The following is a 21360-nucleotide window of genomic DNA, read 5'->3' as shown; positions in this document are numbered from 1 at the left end:
AATTACAAATAGATCCAACGAATTTTGATACTGCCCTCGACGCGGCCCGTGACTGCTCCAGCGACCCAATACCACTGCCCACGCCGACCAGCGGGCCAATTCCAGGGCAGCACCGGAAGCCGAAACAGTAGCCAGCCCAGATACCCGAACAGGATCAGCGGGTTCGTGCCACGGGCTCCATGCGCCGAGTACTGCTTCGCGACGCGCGCCTCGGCGATGTTGTAGCCGCGCGCCTGGTCGAACATCCCGCGACGTGTCGTTCGATAGCGATATGCGACAAGAGCTTTCGGGTTGTACCCCAGACTGTGGCCGGCCAACTGACCACGCCAGCAGATGTCGACATCTCCGGCCGCCGTCGGGTAGTTGTCGTCCCAGCCACCGATCTCGTCGAAGACCTTGCGCCAAATCCCCATGTTGGCGCCGAACGTGATCGGCAGGAAATGGGCAAGCACAGGCAGCTTGTCCGCCGGTGGGAGCGCTCGCCATTGGGCGATCACTGGATCGTTGAGCGTGTCCCGCTCCAACAGTCCGCCGACCAACCCGTGGTCACGCGCAGTGTCCGTCATCGCTGTCAACCAACCGGGGTGCACCGCGTCGTCCTGATCGCAATACGCAATGAAGTCGAAGTCGGCTGCGCGCGAGCCAACGTTGCGGGCGTGCGATGTTCCCGCAACCTGGCCCGCATCGACCCAGCGCAGCTGAAGGCGTTCGCGAAGCGGATGGTTCTCGACGTGTTTCCGCAGCTCGCTGGAGGCCTGGTTGTCGCTGACGACGACCTCGAAACTGCCCGCGTAGTCCTGTTTGGCGAGCGCGTCGAGCTGCGTGTCCAAATCAGGAAGCGCGTCGAATGCGGCGATCACGACCGACACACCGTTCGGGGTGCCGAAGGTCTGGTCACCTGGCATGTCCGCTCCTCATCGATTCGTCGATATCCATCAGCGCCGCGTTCGGCTCATCGGCGATTGCCTCGAGGATCGCACCGAACCGGTCGACAACTCGTTGCGCTGTCGATTCGTCGAACAGCGCAGTCGCATAAAGCAATCCGCCACCGATGCCGGTGGGGGCGCCTGTCTCGTCATAGTGGTCGTTGAGACTGAACTCCAACTCGTGCTTCGACACCGTTGTCGCCAAATCGTACGGAGCGATTCGCATCCCAGGGACGTCGAGAACGATCGGCTCCGACGGCCGCTGCAGAATCAACGTGACCTGGAACAACGGGTTGTACGGACCAGACGGCTCGAGTCCGAGCGCCGCCTCGAGGCGTGGTGCGGACACGTCGGGATGCGCATAGCCGGCCAGAGCGCTGTCGCGCACCGCGGCGAGAAGCGTTGCGAAGGTGGCACTCTCGTCGACACGCACACGCAGGAGTACATCGTCGGAAAAGTTGCCTACGAGCCCGTCGAGCTGCGGCTCGTCACGGCCACCGACCGAGGTGGCTACGGTGACATCGGACTGATCGGCAAACCTGCTCACGCACAGGGCAAATGCAGCCTGCAGCACCATGAACAGGCTTGCCCCACTGCGTTGTGCCAGTGCGACGAGCGCACTGTGCGTTGCCGGATCGACGCGCACCGGCACCGCAGCACCGGCGGTCGAGCGCTGTGACGGGCGGGGACGGTCGGTGGGCAAGATCGGTTGGCTCGGTCGATCGGCAAGTGCGCGTGTCCAATACGCGAGCTGACGACTCGCCTCGCTGTCCGGGTCGCAGTAGGTGCCGAGCAGTTGGTGCTTCCACATTGCGTAGTCGGCGTATTGCACTGGCAGTGGCGACCATTCGGGCGCAACACCGGTCGCGCGAGCGAAGTAGGCGGTGACGACATCCCGCAGCAACGGCCCCATGCTCATACCGTCCGCTGCGATGTGGTGAACCATCACGGCGAGCACGAAGTCGTTCGCACCTCGCGCGAAAAGCCTTATTCGCAAGGGCAACTCGGTCGTGACGTCGATGCCGCTCCACAGGAAGGTGCGAAGCGCTTCATCGAGCAAGGCTTCGTCCACGTCGACCACGTCGATGTGGGGCACAGCGTCAGCCGCAGCGACGATCTCGAGGACAGGTCCGTCGACGGTCACGGGATAACGCGTCCGCAGCGCCTCATGCCGAGCAACGACGTCCGCCGCGGCCGCGCGCAGCACCGTGATATCGACCGCCCCCTCGATGCGAAGCGCGAACGGCACGTTCCAATCGCCATTGCGCCGTTCTTGATTCGCTGCCCAGATCCGCTCCTGCGCGGGCGCCAAGGCAATCGGCTGCGATCGTTCGAACGGTCGTAGGCGCGGCCGTGCGCTGCGGGTGAGCGACGGGTCCGTCACGAGTACGGCAAGCGCGGCAATCGTCGGTGTAGCAAAGAAATCGCGCACGGTGACGTCGGCGTCGAAGGCATCGTTGCACCGCGCTACGAGTCGTGTCGCGAGCAAGGAGTTGCCGCCGAGTTCGAAGAACGAGTCGTCGGCACCGACTGTTGCCGTGCCGAGCAGATCGGACACGATGCTCGCGACGATCTCCTCCGCGCCGGGGGCAGGTGCCCGGAAGCGCGTGGAGCTGAGGAATTCCGGCACTGGCAAAGACTTTCGGTCCAGCTTGCCGTGCACGTTTATCGGCATCGTCTCGACGAACACGACCGCCGACGGCACCATGTAGCTCGGCAGCCGCTCGGCGCAAGTGGCCAGGATCTGCTCGGACGACACACTGTGTTCGGGTGCGACGACGTAGGCGACGAGGTGCTCGCTCCCGCTCGGCGCGGACCGGATGGTGACGACCGCCTCCGATACCTGCAGATCCGACAGCAGGACAGCCTCGATCTCGGCGAGCTCGATCCGAAAACCTCGCAGCTTCACCTGGAAGTCGGCGCGTCCGACGTAGTCGAGCACTACCGCACCCGACGTCGTCGCCGTCCAGCGGGCGAGGTCTCCGGTGCGATACATCAGCGCCGCGTCGGCACCGAACGGATTCGCCACGAAGCTTGCGGCCGTCTCGCCCGGCTGACCCCAATAACCCTGCGCCAGTTGACTACCTGCGATATACAGCTCGCCACGAACGCCGAGCGGCACCGGGTTCAGCCTGGCGTCGAGCACATACGCCTGGGTGTTCCATTCGGGAACACCGATGGGCACCGACGCTTGCTCGGTCCCGTCGCACTCGTAGTGCGTCACGCTGACTGCGGCCTCCGTCGGACCGTACAAGTTGTGTAGCCGCGCGTCGCTGACCGCGCGGAACTCCTGAACCACCGAGGGCGGCAACGCTTCACCGATGCACACGACCTGGCGCAGCGTCGACAGCGCCTTGGGCACGGTGGCGAGCAGCGCGGTCAACATCGAAGGCACGAAATGCGCAGTCGTGATCCGATGGTCGACCATCAGTTGCCCCAGGTACGGAAGATCTTGCTCGCCACCAGGCTTGGCGACCACCAATTGCGCGCCGGCGGTCGTCGCGCACCAGAATTCCCACACCGACAGATCGAACGTCGCGGCAGTTTTCAGCAGCACGGCGTCCGACTCGGTCAATGCGAACTGCGCTTGCTTCCAAAGCAATTGGTTCACGATCGCCGCATGAGAGACCGCAACACCCTTCGGCCGACCGGTGGTTCCCGACGTGTAGATAACGTAGGCAAGGTCGGTTGGACGCAGTGGTGCGAGTCGATCCGCGTCGGAGATCGGTGCGCTCGAGCGATCCGCGACGTCGACCACGTCCATATCGATGCGGACGAAATCATCTGCCCCAGAGACTGCTTCGCCAGTTCGACTGAGGATTACCGCTGGCTTCGCCGAGGAGAGAACGTACGCGGTGCGCTGCGCGGGATGCGACGGATCGACCGGAACATAGATTCCGCCTGCCTTGGCCACCGCGTACATCGCCACGACGAGGTCGAGCGAACGCGGCAAAGCCAGCGCGACAACGATTCCGGGGCCCACTCCCCTGGCGATCAGCTCTCGCGCCCAGCTGTTCACGCGCGCATCGAGATCCCAGTAGGTGAGGTCCTCGCCGTCGGCGACAAGTGCAACTGCACGCGGCGTTGCTTTCACTTGCGCCGCAAACAGATCGGGAAGGGTGGCGCCTACTACCTCATGCGCGGTTCGGTTCCACGTCGTGAGCAGCTCGCTACGTTCGTGCGGGGCAAGCAGATCGATGTTACCGACGATCGCCGACGGATCGCATGCGATCGTGTGCAGCACCCGGACGAACAGCTCGGCGAACCGCGCGACGGTACTGAGGTCGAACAGGTCCGTCGCGTAGGTGAAGGTGGCGCCCAGTGTGGCATTGCTGTCGGTCGACCGCTCGACAATCGTCAGGTGCAGATCGAATTTCGCAGGTTCGAATCCTGCATCCACAGCGGCGATCTCGAGGTCTGGCAACGCAAACTCGATCGCGGGCAAGTTGTGGAACGACATGGCGACTTGGAACAGCGGGTGCCGCGCGGTCGAGCGCGTCGGAGCAAGAGCCTCGACCAGCCGCTCGAACGGCACGTCCGCGTGCGAGAACGCCCCGAGGTCAACGGCTCGCACGTCTGCCAGGAATTCCTCGAACGTCTCCTCGGCTGCCACGTCCGTGCGCAGAACTAGGGTGTTGACGAACATGCCGACGAGGTCGTCGAGCGCCTCTTCGCCACGGCCTGCGATCGGGGCACCGATCGCGATGTCGGTCGTGTTGCTCAACCTCGCGAGCAACACCGCGAACGCGGCATGCATGACCATGAAGAGAGTGACGTCATGACGCGCCGCGACGGAACGCAGCCCGCTGACCAACTCGTTGTCGATCTCGAACGCGAAGGTGTGACCCGCGTAGGACTGCATCCTCGGTCGCGGTCGGTCGGCGGGCAAATCCAGTTGTTCGGGGAGATCCTCCAGCGCGGCCTTCCAGTACGCAAGCTGTGCCGCCAACACGGAATTCGCATCGTCTTCGGAGCCGAGCGCGGCGCGCTGCCAGAGCGCGTAGTCCGCATACTGGACCGCGAGCGGCGACCACGACGGGGAAAGTCCATGCACGCGAGCCGAATACGCGACCATCAGATCCCGCGCCATCGGGCCGATCGAATAGCCGTCCGCGCAGATGTGGTGTGCAACCAACATGAGGATGTGCTCATCGTCGCCGACCCGCAGCAGGCGCGCACGCAGGGGCACTTCCGTCGTCACGTCGAAGGTCGTGGTGGCGATGTCGAAGAGCCGCTCTTCGATAGCGTTGCCTGCCACTGCAATCGGGTCCAGAGCCATCGGCCGAACAGTCGGTTCGATCGCCTGGTACGGACCGCGTTCGGAGTCTGGATACACGGTGCGCAACGTCTCGTGGCGCTCGAATACGTCGGTCAGCGCCGCGCGCAACGCAGGCAGATCGAGGACACCGGTGAGACGCAACGCCGCCGGGATGTTGTCGGCGCTCGAACTCGGATCGAACCGGTTCAAGAACCACATTCGTTGCTGCGCAGGTGAAAGCGGGACGCGCTCAGGCCGTGGCATTGCGACCAACGCCGGCCCGCGGGAGCCCCGGACCGCGTCCGCGCAGCGGGCAAGCTTGGCGGGCGTGGGGTGCTCGAAGATGTCGCGAACACCCAACCCAGACCCGAGTGTGGCGTTCACCCGTGCCACCAGCCGGGTCGCCAGCAACGAGTTGCCGCCGAGTTCGAAGAAGCTGTCGTCGACGGATATCCGATCGACTCCGAGCAGTTCGGCGAACGCTTGGGCGACCGCCTCCTCGTCCGGACTCGACGGTGCCCGGTACGCGCGTCCCGACGCAAACTCCGGCACCGGCAGCGCTTTTCGGTCCAGCTTCCCGACTGCAGTCACGGGCAGCGAATCGAGAACGATCAGGAGTGACGGAACCATGTACGCGGGCAAGGTCTGCGCCAGTGTGTCTTTCAACTCGTGCTGCGACAACGCGAATCCGGGTTCCGGCACGACATACGCCACGAGCTGATCGCCGGTGTGTGCATCGGTATGCAGTGCGGCGACAGCCTGCATCACTCCAGCACATGCGGCCAGCGCAAGCTCGACTTCGCCCAACTCGATTCGCAGACCGCGCAATTGGATCTGCGCATCTACCCGACCGACAAAGTCGAGAGCGAGTGAGTCGCCATCGACCCAGCGCACCAAGTCACCAGTCCGATACATGCGGCCACCTTCAGGTCCGTACGGATCGGCGAGAAACCGCGACGCTGTCAACGCGGGGCGCTCGTGGTATCCGCGAGCCAGGCCGGGCCCGGATAGGTACAGTTCGCCGACCACGCCGACAGGAACGGGGTTCAACCGCGAATCGAGCACTCGCGCCGCGGTTCCCGCGAGCGGCGCCCCGATCGTGATCGGATCAGCGGGATCGAGCGCACCGGTCATGGTCACGACCATCGTCGTCTCGGTCGGACCGTAGCTGTTGAAGAAGTTACGCGACGGCGCCAACCGCTCGACAAGTTCCCGTGCGCACACATCGCCACCGACGACGACTGCGCGCAGATCCGGCAGGTCGACGCGGTCAAGGGTGCCCAATGCTGCTGGCGCAGTGATGATATGGCTGATTCGTTCGTCTGCCAGGAACGTCGACAATTCGGCGCCGCCGGTTACCCAGGTTGGCGCGACCACAAGCGTGGCGCCTGCGCTGAAGCCGGCGATCATTTCGAAGAGCGATGCGTCGAAGATCGGCGACGAGAACCGCAGCATTCGCGAATGCTTGTCGATCGTAAGCTCGGTGCGGACGTCTGCGCAGAAGGAGGCAAGCCCTTCGTGTGTCACGACCACGCCCTTCGGCGTCCCCGTCGAACCCGATGTGTAGATCATGTACGCAGCCGATGTCGGGTGCACGACCGGAAAATCTGTTCCGCTGGAGGTAGTTTCCTCGTCATCGACCAACAGCCACGTGACCGTCTCGGGCAGGCCTTCCCGATGCTCGGCGACGGTCAAGCCTAGGACCGCACCCGAATCGGTCAGGATGTGTGCGACGCGCTCCACAGGATGAGCCGGGTCGACTGGCACGAACGCGGCACCGCTGCGTGCGACCGCCCACATCGCGACGATGGATTCGATCGAGCGTGGAAATGCCACCGCGACGAATGCTTCCGGACCGACACCGTGGTCTGCCAGTCGGCGTGCGAGCCCGTCAGCGCGAGCTGTGAGGTCCTCGTACGTCAACTCGGTTCCGGCTGCCCGGACCGCAACGCGGGCAGGATCGAGAGCTGCACCCGTTGCGAGAATTTGCTGCAGAGTCCGGGTTGCCGGCGCAAGTGCCGGCGGTGCCATTACGACGTCTCGCTCGTCGGCATCGAGGATGTCGACCTCGCCGATGAGCGCGGACGGGTCGGCGATCACGGCATCCAGCACGCGAAGCAGTCTGCGCGAGAACAACTGTGCTGTGGTGTCGTCGAACAGGTCGGTGGCGTAGGTCAGTTGTGCGGCTATGCCGTCGCCGGCTTCACGCAGCGTGAGTTCCACATCGAACTTCGCGGCGACGACGCCAGGATCTACCAACGCAATTGTCAATCCAGGTAACTCGACCGCAGCGTCGCCGAGGTTCTGCCACGACAATGCGACTTGGAACAATGGTGAGTACGCCTGGGATCGAGGTGGATTCACCGCTTCCACAACACGTTCGAACGGCACGTCGGCGTTGGCGAAGGCAGCGAGATCGACGGCGCGAACACGCCCGAGGAAGTCAGCGAACGAGAGATCCGGTGCCACCTCGGTCCGCAGCACCAAGGTATTGACGAACATCCCGATCAGATCGTCGAGTTCACGTTCACCGCGACCGGCGATCGGCGTGCCGACCGTCACGTCGGGCGTTGCTGCCAGCCGCGACAGCAAAACGGCCAGGGCACTGTGCAACACCATGAACGTCGTCGCACCGAACTGCCTTGCCAGTGTGCCGATTCCGGCAGTCAGGTCGCGCGAAATCGTGAACTCGGTTCGACGACCGCGGTAGCTGGCAGTGGCCGGGCGCCGCCTGTCGGTCGGCAACTCCAATACAGCGGGCAGGTCGGCGAGCGTGGCGGTCCAGTAGGACAGCTGTTGCGCTGCTGTCGAAGTCGGCTCATCCAGCGTGCCGAGCAACTCGCGCTGCCACAACGCGTAGTCGGCGTACTGCACGCTCAGCGGGTCGAATGCGGGCGCGGCTCCCGCGGCGCGCGCGGTGTAGGCGAGTGCGATATCGCGCGCGAGTGGAATCGTCGACGCGCCGTCGGCGATGATGTGATGAACCACAAGGACGAGTACGTGCCGGTCATCACCGACGTCGAACAGCTTGCCGCGCAGCGGAATCGACGTCGTGACGTCGAAACCGTCGAGAAGCACCCGATGTGCTGCCTCGAGCACCGCGTCTTCGTCGACCGGCTCAGGCGTGAGGTCCAACTCGGCCGAGGCAAGGATCAGCTGATAGGCGCCGTCCGAATCGCCGGGGAACACCGTCCGCAACGACTCGTGCCGCTCGACCACGTCGTTGACCGCACATTGCAACGCCACGGTATCGAGGGAACCGTCGAATCGCACCATGAACGGGATGTTGTAGACCGGCGAGCCGACGTCGAACTGGTTGAGGAACCACAATCGTTCCTGTGCAGGCGAGAGCGGGATTCGCGCGGGGCGCTGCGGTGCCGTAAGCGCCACTTGCTTCGTTGTGCGAGGTCTGGAATCGAGAAGCAATGCGATCGCCGATACGGTTGTCGCGTCGAACATCTCGGCAACCCGCAAGCTTGCACCCCAGGCCGTGTTGAGCCTTGCCACTACGCGGGTCGCGCTCAACGAATCGCCACCGAGTTCGAAGAAATCGTCCTCGGCACCGATGCGGCGGATATCGAGTACGGCAGCGAACGTTTCTGCGACCAGCGTTTCGCTGCGCGTCCGTGGCGCAACGAATTCGCGAGATGCGAAAACCGGATCGGGCAGTGCGGCAGTGTCGACCTTGCCCGCCGCCGTCAACGGCACCGAATCGAGAACTGTGATGGCGCCGGGAATCATGTACTGCGGCAACAGCACCCGAAGATGCTTGATGAGAATCTGCGGGTCGGGACGCTCACCGACAACGCCGAGCACATACGACACGACTGTGTTGCCGCGACCTGGCGACTTGTGACCGACGGTGATCGCCATTTCGACACTGTCGTGCGACGCCAACGCAGCGTCGATTTCGCCGAGTTCGATGCGATGGCCGCGGACCTTCACCTGGAAGTCGGTGCGGCCCAGGTATTCCAGGGCACCCGCGCTGGACCAGCGGACCAAGTCGCCGGTGCGATACATCCGTGCACCTGCCGGGCCGTACGGGTTCGATACGAACGCCGCGGCGGTGAGCGCACTCCGCCGGTGGTACGCCCGGGCCAGCCCTGCGCCGAAGACGTACAGCTCGCCTGCGACGCCGACTGGCACCGGATGTAGCCGCGAATCGAGCACGACCGCAGACGTTCCGGTGATCGGAGTGCCGATCACCACCGATTCGCCCGCGCTCATCGGCCCGGCCTGGGTCGCCATGATCGTCGACTCGGTAGGACCGTAGGCATTGAACATTCGACGCCCCGGCGCCCATCGACGAACGAGTGACACTTCGCATGCCTCGCCACCGACGATGACGACACGCAAGTCGGTCAGGCCGAGCGGATCCATCGTCGCGAGCACGCCGGGCGTGACGAAGGCATGCGTCACGCGGCCAACGTCCAGCGCCTCGACCAACTCCTGCCCGCCACGGACGCGGGGCGCCACCAAGACCATCGTTGCGCCCGCCCCGAAGGCCAGCAGCAACTCGAGTATCGAGGCGTCGAAACTCGGTGACGCGAAATGTAGTGTCCGAGAATCTGGCGCGGTGCCGTAGGTCTGCAACTGCTCGGCGACAAACGCAGCAAGTCCGGCATGACTGACGACGACGCCCTTCGGCGTGCCGGTCGAGCCGGAGGTGTAGATCATGTACGCCGGATGCGCGAGGAGCAATCGACCTGTGCGATCCGCGTGGGTGATCGCGGCTGCGCTGGCGCACTCGACGTCGTCCCGCACATCGTCGTCGTCGAGCAGCAGCCATGAGATCGTGTCCGGAAGCGCGCCACAGTCTTTTGCGAATGCGATGCCGCAGGTCGCGCCGGAATCGCTCAGCATGAACGAGATTCGGTCGGGAGGAAACACCGGGTCGACCGGGACGAACGCGGCGCCGGTCTTCGCGACGGCCCATACGCCGCAGACCCATTCGGGCGACCTCGGCAGCAGCAATGCAACGAACGACTCGGGGCCGACACCACGAGCGATGAGCAGTCGCGCTAGCTGATTCGACCGCTCGTCGAGTTCGCCGTAAGAGATGGTGCCGCCGTCGACCTCGATGGCGGTCCGGTCGGGATCGACTGCGGCCCTCGCAAACACGTCGGCTAGCAACATCGGCGCGACGCCGATCGCATCGCCCGACCGCAACAAGTGTCGCCGCTCCCCCGCAGCCAGCACGTCGATATCGCCGACCGCGCGATCGGGCTCCGCAATGCCTGCACGCAGAATCCGCACGAAACGGTCAGCGAAGCCCGCGACCGTGTCGCGATCGAACAGGTCGCACGCATACGTGAAGTCCGCCGTCGCGCCGACGGGACGGCCGCGCTCGTCGTACTCTTCCGCGATCACAAGTTGGAGGTCGAACTTCGCGATGTCCGAGTCGACCGGTTCCATCGCGACGTTCAGACCTGGCAATTCGATCTCGTGAACGCCGACGTTGTCGAGCGCCAGAACAACCTGGAAAACCGGGTGGTGCGCAGTCGACCTCGCCGGCGCGATGGCTTCGACCAACCGCTCGAACGGCAAGTCTGCCTGCGCGTAGGCCGACAGGTCCGTGCTTCGCACCCGGTCCAGAGTGTCGCGGAACGACATCGCTGCGTCGATGCCGGTCCGCAGGACCAAGGTGTTGACGAACATGCCGACCACCTCGTCGAGGCGGTGCTCTCCGCGACCCGCAACGGGAGTCCCGATCACGATGTCGCTGCTGCCGCTCAATCTCGCGAGCAAGAGCGCAAAGGCAGTGTGCAGCAACATGAACGGCGTCGCCGCCGCCGACCTCGCTAGCGTGACCGCCGCGGCGTGAGTTTGAGGGTCGATGGAAACCGAGACCGTCGCGCCGCGATAGGTCGGCGTGGGTGGTCGCCGCCGATCCGCAGGAAGCTCGAGGACCTCCGGAATGCCGACCAACTCGGCGGACCAGTAACTCAACTGCTGCGCAGCAAGCGATTCCGGCGTGTCCTCGGACCCGAGTGTTGCCAACTTCCACAACGCGTAATCCGCGTACTGCACAGGAAGCGGCTTCCACGAAGGACTTTCACCCGCGGATCGCGCCGAATACGAGTGCACGAGATCCATCGCCAGGGTTCGCAACGACCAGCCGTCGATGCTGATGTGATGTACAGCGACGACCAGGAAGTGCCTGGTCGGGGTCGACCTGAGGAGCGTGACTTTGATCGGCAGCGCAGCGGTCACATCGAATCCGACTTTCGCTGCCGCCTTGACCGCCGGCTCTAGGTCCGCGCCCGACAGCGACGGCGGTGCCGAAAATGCTTCGAGTGCAAGGGCATCGAGCGTCTCCGCAGGAGAGAGGATCCGCTGGAACGGCCCGTCCGAGGAATCCGGATAGACGGTCCGTAAGGCTTCGTGCCGCGTGATGACGTCTGCGATGGCCGAGCGCAACAGGTCGATGTCCAGTCGGCCGTTCAGCACGATGCTGGCAGCGACGTTGTACGCGCCCGATGCCGGATCGAATCGGTTGATGAACCACATGCGGGACTGCGCGGGCGACAACGGGATTCGCTCAGGCCGCGCAATGCTTCCGAGCGCGTGTGCCACGGGCCCGCCCGTCCGCGCCTCGTCGACCACGGTCGCCAACGCCGCAACGGTCGGGAATGCGAACAGTTCCCGAACGCCGATCTGGCTACCCAGTTCGGCATTGACCAGCGCCACCAAACGCATTGCTGTCAAAGAGTTTCCGCCCAGGTCGAACAACGTATCCGCTGTCCCGACGCGACGTGCCTCGATACCGAGTACTTCGGCGTACATCGCGGCGATCGCACGTTCGGTGGACGTTTCGGGCGCGGCATAGGCGGCCGAGCCGGCGAATTCGGGGACCGGCAGCGCTCGACGATCGAGCTTTCCGCTCCTGGTCAAGGGCAGCGCGTCCAGCGTCATGACCGTCGACGGAACCATATAGCGCGGCAGCACAGACGACACCGACGCGAGAAGCGCCTGCTCGTCCGGTCGCGAGTCGAGTTGGGGCACAACGTAGGCAGCGATGTAATCACCCGTCGTCCCGTCGTTGCGTACGACGACCGCGCATTGTGCGACATCGACGTGCGCCAGGATCGCCGTTTCGATCTCCGCCAATTCGATCCGCTGCCCACGCAGCTTCACCTGGAAGTCGGAGCGACCGACGTACTCGAGCGCGTCTTGCCGCCACAAAACGACGTCTCCGGTCCGGTACATGCGCGCCCCAGGCGGTCCGAACGGGTTCGCCACGAACGAACCTGCGGTAAGTCCGGGACTGGCGATGTATCCGCGCGCGAGTTGCGCACCGGCAAGGTACAACTCGCCTCGCGCACCGACCGGCATGGGCCGCAAATGCCGGTCCAGGACAAAGGCCTGGGTGTTCCACACCGGCACGCCGATAGGTACGACGCTGTCGGTCGGATTCGTGACGTGGTGGGTGACGTCGATGGCAGCTTCGGTCGGACCGTACAGGTTGTGCAGCTCGACGTTTCCAGCCTTGTGTACCTCGGCGACGGTCGACAGCGGCAACGACTCACCGCTGGTGATGATTCGGCGCAAGGACGGGCAGCCTACGAGGTCGACGCTGCGCAAGAACTCGGTCAGCATCGACGGAACGAAGTGGATCGTTGTCACTACCCGCTCGCGGACAACCGCTTCCAGATACGCAGGATCGCGATGACCGTCGGGTGCAGCGATCACCAGTGTGGCGCCCGCTTGCAAGGGCCAGAACAGTTCCCACACCGAGACGTCGAACGAGATCGGCGTCTTCTGGAGGACGACGTCCGTGCTGTCGAGTCGGTGCTCATTCTGTCGCCATAGCAGCTGGTTGACGATCGCAGCATGCGAGACCGAAACGCCCTTGGGCCGACCGGTCGAGCCCGACGTGAAGATCACATACGCGGGATGGCGCGAATCCAGTTGCGTGCGGCGTTCGTCGGGCCGGATCGGCATCGACGGGTACGAACCGAGGTCGACCTGGTCGATCTCGACGATCGTCGGACCAGCGGGGAACGCCAGGTCGGTCGCGTGGACTGCCAGTATTGCCGTCGGCGCAGCAAGGTCGACAATGTGCGCGATCCGTTCGGCAGGCAACCCATCGTCGATAGGAACGTATGCCGCGCCAGCCTTCACGATTGCGTAGATGCCGACGAGCATCTCGAGCGACCGCGGAATCGCAATGCCTACGCGCGACTCCGGGCCGATTCCGATGGCAATGAGGAAGCGCGCCAGACGATTCGCTCGCTCGTCGAAGTCCTCGTAGGACAACGCTGTTCCGTCGAACTCTACGGCAGGAGCGCCGGGCGTCCGGGCGACCTGTTCGTCGAACAGGTCGACGAGGGTCATGTTCGGCACCGCACGCGTTGTCGCGTTGGCGGCGAACAACACAGCTTCGCGTTCAGCGCTCGACAGGACGTCGATCGTCCGCACGGGCCTGTTCGAAGCGATGGCAATGTGGGTCAACGCGCGGGTCAATCGCTCTGCGACCGCGGTGATCGCGCCACGTTCGAACGAACCCGGTTGGTAGCGAAGAACAATGCGCAACTTCGGATTCAGGACCGACATCAAGGTCACCGGGTAATGCGTCGCATCGAACGCATCGATCGATTGCACCCGCATCCCGCCGATGTCGGTGTGCTGGTCGAACCCGGCGGCGTCGACGGGGTACGACTCGAAGACCGTCAGCGTGTCGAACAGCGCACCAATTCCTGCACGGGCCTGAATATTCGACAGACCGACTTGATGGTGGTCGAGAAGGTCGGCCTGCTCTGCCTGCACCCGCGCCAGGAGGTCGGCGATGGCCTCACTCTCATCGACGCGGATCCGAACGGGGATGGTGTTGATGAACAAGCCGAGCGTGTCCTCGACACCGGACAGTTCGGCCGGCCGCCCGGAGACGGTGCTGCCGAACACGATGTCGTCACGCGCAAGCAGGCGAGAAAGCAGTACAGCCCAACCGGATTGAACAACCGTGTTCAGCGTGATGCCGGTTCGCTGCACCAGCGCGGCCAACTGTTCGATCAGCTCGTCGCCGAGTTCGACGTCGATCTCGTCGGGCAGACCGACGCCACCCGTCGAGGCTTGTGCCGGCGCCAGCAAGGTCGGCTCCGAAAGTCCCTGCAGCACTTCCTCCCACACTGCTTCCGACGCGGTGCCACGCTCCTGTAGCCAACGAAGGTAGTCCTTGTACCGTCGCGTTTCGCGGTGCGGCATCGTCGCGTTCCCCACCGCATAGCGGGTCAGCAACTCGCGCACGAGCAGCGGCATCGACCAGCCGTCGAGGATGATGTGGTGATTCGTCAGCGCCAAGACGTACTCGTCTACACCAATGTGTAGCAACAGCATTCGGAACAGGGCGGGCTTCCCGAGATCGAACCGCTCGACGCGGTCGGCCTCGAGAATCTCTCGTACGCGCGATTCCCTGGCGGCACTGGGCAGCTCGCGGAGGTCCTCTTCGCGCCACCCGACGTCTACCGAGTCGAGCACCAGCTGCGCAGGAATTCCTTTGTCGTCGTATACGAATGCAGTACGCAAGTTGGCGTGCGCGGCGAACAGGTCGCGCGCGGCGCGACGCAGCCTGGCCGCGTCGACCGAGCCGGCGAGGTCCAGTCTCAGTTGCGCGGTGTACACATCGACCGACTCCGCAGCCAACCTTGCGTGGAAGAGCAGACCGGATTGCAGCGGCGACAGCGACCAGACGTCGCGCAAGGTCGGATAACGCCGCTCCCACACATCGATTTCGTCCTGCGTCACAGCTACCAACGGCACGTCCGACGGAGTCAGGCCCCCGGACCCGGGCAGCATCACATGCCGAGCCAAACCTTGCAGGGCGCGACGCCACAGGTCCGCGAACTCGTTCATTTCCGCGTCGCCGAGCACACCGGCCGGGTAGGCGAATGTCGCGGTCAGTCGTGGACCGTCCTCGCGATCGACGACGATCGCGTTGACGTCGATGGTCGCTGCCACAACCATGTCCGAGCCGCTGGCGGTGTTGAGATCACCAACGCGAACATCCGGCGACCAGCCGACGCCCGCACCCGACTCTGCCCGACCTAGATAGTTGAAGCTCACCTGCGGCGCGGCGTACTGCTGCAGCGTCGCACGCGCATCCGGATCCAGGTACCGGAGCACCCCGAATCCGACACCGCTGCCTGGAACAGCGCGAAGTTGCTCCTTGATCGCTTTCACGATGAGACCGGCCGAGCGGCCACCGCCGAACGCACCACCGAGATCGGCGTCGGGGATCGTCAATCGCACCGGGTACGCGCTGGTGAACCAGCCGACCGTGCGCGCGAGATCTGCCCCCGCCACCGCATCGTCCTCGCGCCCATGACCTTCCAGGGTGAGCAAAGTCGAGCGCTCGGCGATGCCCTTCTCGTGGCGCCAATGCGCGAGCGCCATGGCAAGAGCCGCGATCAGCCCGTCCTGGACGCCGCAACCGAACGCGTCGGGAAGACGGTTCAGTACCGCCGAGGTATCGGCCGCGCCGAGCTCGACATGGATCAGCTCGCTGGTCGCGCCGACATCGACAGCAGGGTCGATCGGGCGCCGTCCGAGCAGCGGATCCGGCCCTGCCAGAACACCTTCCCAGAACGGCAATTCGTCTGAGTGCGCTCCGGCAGCAGCCGATTCGTGCAGACCGTGAGCCCAACGCCGGAACGACGTCCCGACCGCGGGAAGCGCGACTGGCTCGTTCAGTGCCAGCAAGGTCCATGCGATTGCCAAGTCCGGCAGCAGGATCCGCCAGGAAACGCCGTCGATCACCAAGTGGTGGGCGACCAACAACAGTCGCGCGCCGTCGCCGCCTTCGTGTTCGATCCACACGACTTGCAGCATCGACCCGTGTTCGGGATCCAATCGTTTTGCCGCCAAAGCGCTTTGAGCCTGTGCGAACTCCGCGAACTTTCGGCTCCCCGGCTTGGCGGTAGTGACCACGTGCGAGACCGGCGCCGAGTCGTGCGCTTGGTCGCTCGTTTCGAATATCCAGTTGCCGTCGCCATCCTGGAAGAAGCGGGACCGCAAAATATCGTGGCGTGCGCGGACGGCGGCGACCACATCTTCGAGAGCGCTTGCGTCGATGCCCGGTGGTGGGGCGAGCAACACGGCCTGCGAGAAGTTGGCGAACCTGCCGCGATCGAGCATCGCATGGACGATGGGCGACAGCGGGATTCGGCCGATTCCGCCGCCCGCCAGCTCATCGATGGTCGTCGGCGTCTCATCGGCGAGTTGGCGTGAGATTCTCGCGATCTCGCTGATCGTCTTGTACTCGAACATCTCCCGCGCAGTGAAACCGATTCCCGCAGCTTTGGCGCGGGCGACGATCTGCATCGCGACGATGCTGTCGACACCGAGCGTGAACAGTGAATCGTCGACACTCACGCGGGGCACTCCGAGCACTGCCGCCACAATGCCCGCAATGACAGATTCGGCTTCCGTTTCAGGAGAACGGAATTCCGGGCCCTCGCCACCGAGCTGGGGCTCGGGCAACGCCCGAAGGTCGAGCTTGCCCGAGGGCGTGAGCGGAATGTGCTCCAACACCATCACCGACGACGGCACCATGTAGGACGGGAGCAGGTCGGCGACTCCCGAAGTCAGGGACCGGTGATCGAATTCGGCATCGCCGGCCATGCGCACGTACGACGCCAGAACGACGTTACCGTTCGGCATCGTGTGCGCAACGGTCACAGCGAAATCCACACCAGGCTGGGAATGCAAGGCGGCGTCGATCTCCGCGAGTTCGACGCGGAAGCCACGAATCTTGACCTGGAAGTCGGAGCGACCGATGAACTCGAGCTCATGGTCGGCGGTCCATCGAACATCGTCACCACTGCGGTACATCCGCTCGCCAGGCGCCCCGAAGGGGTTGGCTACGAACCGATCTGCCGATACGGATGCACGATTGTGGTAGCCGCGCGCCAACCCCGGACCTGCGAGGTACAGCTCGCCGACGACGCCGACGGGCACTGGGCGCAGCCGTTTGTCGAGCACTACAGCGCTCGCACCCTGAAGCGGTCGACCGATCGTCACCGCCGACCCCGGCGCCAACGGCCGACTCGTCGTGATGACGATCGTGGTCTCCGTCGGACCGTAACTGTTGGTGAATCGGCATGCCGCACCGAAGCGTTCGACCAGATCCGGTGTGCAGACGTCACCGCCGACCAGCACCGCTTCCAGATCGGTGAGCCCGCGTGGGTCGACCGTGTTCATCAACGTAGGCGCGGAAATGATGTGGGTGACGCCCTGCTCACGGAGCAGATCGACCAGATCGCTGCCACCGTAGACATCCGGCGGCGCCACTACCATCGCCGCGCCTGCACTGAATGCGCTGATCATCTCGAAGACGGAAGCATCGAAGCTCGCCGACGAAAACCGAAGGACGCGAGAGTCTTTCCGCACGCCGAGCTCCGAACGGGCGCTCGCGCGAAAGTTCGCCAATGCCGCGTGAGTGACGACGACACCCTTGGGCTTTCCAGTCGAGCCCGAGGTGTAGATCATGTAGGCGGCGTTGTCGACCGAGGCCGACCCGGCCCGATCGGCATCGAGAACTGCCGCGGCAGAATGCTCGTCACAGCGGCGCCACAACGTGTCGTCGACGACGAGCCAATGCACACCGTCCGGCAGCCCGTCTCGCGCTTCCGATGTCGTAATACCCACCGCTGCACCGGAATCGGCGAGCATGTGCGCAACCCGCTCGGTCGGCATCGTCGGATCGATCGGCACGAATGCCGCACCCGATTTCGCCACTGCCCACATCGCGAACAACGCCTCCGCCGACCGCGGCAGGCACAGCGCGACGAATGATTCAGGACGTGCACCGGACTCGATCAGCAACCGCGCCAATTGATTCGAGCGTGTGTGGAGTTCCCGGTAGCTCACGGTGGCACCGGACGACCAGATCGCCGGACCGTCCGGGTTCGTGTCGAAACCTACTTCGAGCAGGTCCGGCAACAGCTGCTGATTCTCGGCCGGGTCGCCGCGGAACGGCACGAGTTCGGCGCGTTCGTCGGCGTGCAACACGTCCACATCGGCGACGTGCGAATCGCCGGGCGCGGACGCGAACGCCGGCAGGAACTCGAGGAAGCGCGCGTGGTGCGCACGTAGATCCTCCTCCGAGTACAGATTGGGGTTCGCCTCGAAGTCGACGTGCGGTTGGCTGCCCGCGACCCCAGGATAGATGTTGATCGACAAGTCCTCGACCGGACCGGTTGTCAACACATTCAGGCGCGCTACGTGCGGTCCGAGCCTGATCTCGTCGAGGAACATCATGATGTTGATCGACGGGCCGAGGAAGCCGCGTCCACCGCTGATGCCCGCGTCCCGCTTGATGTCTTCCAGCCGATACCGCTGGTGTCGCAATGCGCCGGTCAGCTCGAGTCGGACCTGGTCGAGCATGCCGTCGGGTGTCGTGGTGTCGGTGACCGGCAGGCGGATCGGAACAGCGTTGCTGACCATGCCACCCGATCGTCGCAGCTTGGCTGTGGTGCGGGCCGACACCGGCAAGCTCAGCACGACGTCCGGTTGACCCGTGACCCTCGCCAAGAAGGCGGCGACCGCGGCGACGGCGACGACTGCGAACGATTGTCCCTGGTGGCGGTCGATCATCCGCTGCACCGCAGCCGTGGTCGAGGCAGGCAACGGCGCGCTCACGATGCGAGACGGCAGCCCGACGGGAGCACTGCGATGCGCGAGGCTGATCGGGTCCGGGAGTGCTCGCGTGCGCTCGGCCCAGTACGTACGGTCCTTTTCGAACCGGCGCGACGTCCGATACTTCGCGTCGTCCTCGGCAATCTCGCGCAGGGCGTTCACGTTGATCGGTGTGGGCTCCTCACCAGCCAACGCGGCGTTGTACCGCTCCGTCACGCGCGTCATCGACGTCATAGCGCCGAACCCGTCAGCGCCGATGTGGTGCATGCGGACGTACCAGAAGTAGCGGTCGTCGGCGATCCGCAAGGTCACCGATTCGATGAGCCGATCGTTCAGGATGTCGACCGGGTTGCTGTATTCGCGCCGCATCCATTCCATGGCGGCGGACTCGGGATCAGCCTCCGATCTGAAATCGAGATGAGTCATCTGGTCGTTCAGCGTGTCGTCCGCCAGCTGGAATGGTTCGGCCTCGATCTCGATGATCCGCAACATTCCGGTACCCAGTTCGCGCGCGGCGGCGGCACCCTCACGTGCCAGCAACTCAACGTCGAGATCGCCTTCGATATCAACAAACTGCGCAATGCTGATGGGAATGCGGTCATCGAGGTGCTGTGCAAACCAGATGCCTCGTTGCGCGGCTGAAAGAGGGAATGCGCCTGTGGCGGAATCGATACGGGAGTCAGATTCGGGCTGTACGACGCTCGCGGCATCGGACTCCGATCCCACTTTCCTCCCTTTACGCTCGGCACTAGGACAAATCGGGACGGCAGGGTGATGTGACCCAGAAGCACTCTACGTTGCGATGTGCCCAGGGTCATTCCGAAGAATCGCCGAACTTCGACGGGTGTGTTCTACCTCACCCTCCGACGAGCCGGGTCAGCCGGCAGGATCGATCGGTGCAGTCGCCCACCACTGGTCGTATACCTGCTGGCCAGTACCGAGTCCCAGCGCCCAGACGAGGCACGCGTTCTGCGGACGATTGTCGAAGCTGACGATCACGGCGCCGAGCGGCGGATCGTCGGTCGTCTCACCGACCCGCAACCGGCCGGCGTTCTTCGTCCGCGTCCACGTTTCGTCGCGCGCCCCGGTGAGGTCGCGGCCCGCGAGAGTCGAAATCGATTGATCCTTATTGCACTCGATGAGGACGGTGATCTTCGACGCATCGCTGATCAGCTTCTCTCCGCATCGCATCCGCGCGACGCCGGTAGGCATGGTGTTCACATCGATCGCGTCGCCATTGGCGCCGTACGGCACGCACTTCCCTTGGGGCCCGGTGCCATCGGGGGTCGTCGGCACCAATTTCGGAAACGCAGCGGCAACGAAACTGTATTGCCCCCAGGGACCGTTGTTCACCGGCGCACTCGTCGTCGTACTGGTAGACGAACCCGCAGACGAGCCGGAATCACTGCCACCCGACAACGCGACCGCAGTGACGACGCCGCCGACAACGACCGCCGCAGCGGCGACCGCGATGCCGATCTTGAGTCCACGTTTGGACTTCCCTGCTGGCTGATTCGACTGCGGTGCAGACAGATTGGACCCGAAATTCGGGGCCGACGGGTGCGACGGATTCGACAGGACCGTCGGCATCGACGGGTTGGACGGGTTCGAGGGCGGCGCCGTGAACGACGACGAATGCGGGCCCGACGACAGGTCTGGCACCTGCCGAAGCGCAGTCGCTGCATAGTTCGGTGAAGTCGCAAGTGCCGCGGCTGCAGCGTTGGCGAGCTCCCGACTGCTCGAATAGCGATCGTTCGGATTCTTCGCCATCGCGCGTGCGATGACGTCGTCGATCCGCCTCGGCAATGCAGGATTGACGCGCGTAGCGAGCGGCGGTGGCTCGGATAGATGCGCGTGCATAACGCCGACATACGAGGTCCGCGAGTAGGGCACGGAACCGGTGAGCATGACGTACAACGTGCAGCCGAGCGAATAGATGTCCGCACGGTGGTCGACCGCATGGCCTTCGATCTGCTCCGGCGAAGCGTAGGCAAGAGTTGCTGGCATACTGCCCGCCTGGGTCAATGCGATCGTCTCGTCGAGCGCTCGGGCGATGCCGAAGTCGGTGACCAGCACTTTCTCGCCATCCTCGTCACCCATCGCGACGAGGATGTTGGCAGGCTTGACGTCTCGGTGCAGGAGGCCGTGCTTGTGCGCGTTGTCCAGTCCGCGCGCGGCCTGGCCCAGGATGTAGATCGCGCGGTCCGGCGGCAACGATGCGGGTCCCTGCTTGACGAGATGTGCGACGTCGACACCGTCGACGTATTGCATGGCGATCCACAACTGCTCGCCCTCGGTACCGCGGTCGTAGACGGACACGACGTTCGGATGATCCAGCCGCGCAGCAAGTTCGGCTTCCCGCTCGAACCGGGCACGGAACTCGGGCTCGGAGCCGAAGCTCTCACCGAGCACCTTCAGCGCAATGCGTCGTGGCAGCCGCGGGTGTTTCGCCAGGTAGACCACACCCATGCCGCCCGCACCGAGTTTGCCTTCGATCGTGTATCCGGCAAAGACGGAACCCCGTTCCAACGCCATGTCGAC

General features: G+C 64.5%; 3 protein-coding genes. All 3 read right to left on the bottom strand.

What is annotated here, in order from left to right:
• Nucleotides 1–2: 2 nt before the first annotated feature.
• Nucleotides 3–905 (bottom strand): glycosyltransferase family 2 protein, encoded by a 903-nt coding sequence (locus FGL95_RS15975; RefSeq protein ID WP_169588538.1) that lies wholly within the window; start codon nucleotides 903–905, stop codon nucleotides 3–5.
• Nucleotides 895–19545 carry a non-ribosomal peptide synthase/polyketide synthase gene (locus tag FGL95_RS15970; protein ID WP_169588536.1) on the bottom strand — a complete coding sequence of 6217 codons (18651 nt, stop codon included), beginning with the start codon at nucleotides 19543–19545 and terminating at the stop codon, nucleotides 895–897. The genes FGL95_RS15975 and FGL95_RS15970 overlap by 11 nt, the downstream gene beginning before the upstream one ends.
• Before the next feature lie 150 nt (nucleotides 19546–19695).
• Complete coding sequence (locus FGL95_RS15965; RefSeq protein ID WP_169588534.1) at nucleotides 19696–21354, bottom strand: serine/threonine-protein kinase; 1659 nt, start codon at nucleotides 21352–21354, stop codon at nucleotides 19696–19698.
• Nucleotides 21355–21360: the final 6 nt, after the last annotated feature.

This window comes from Antrihabitans stalactiti (assembly GCF_012932915.1).
GTDB classification, from domain to species: Bacteria; Actinomycetota; Actinomycetes; order Mycobacteriales; family Mycobacteriaceae; genus Antrihabitans; species Antrihabitans stalactiti.
This window is presented reverse-complemented; position numbering and strand designations above follow the sequence as displayed.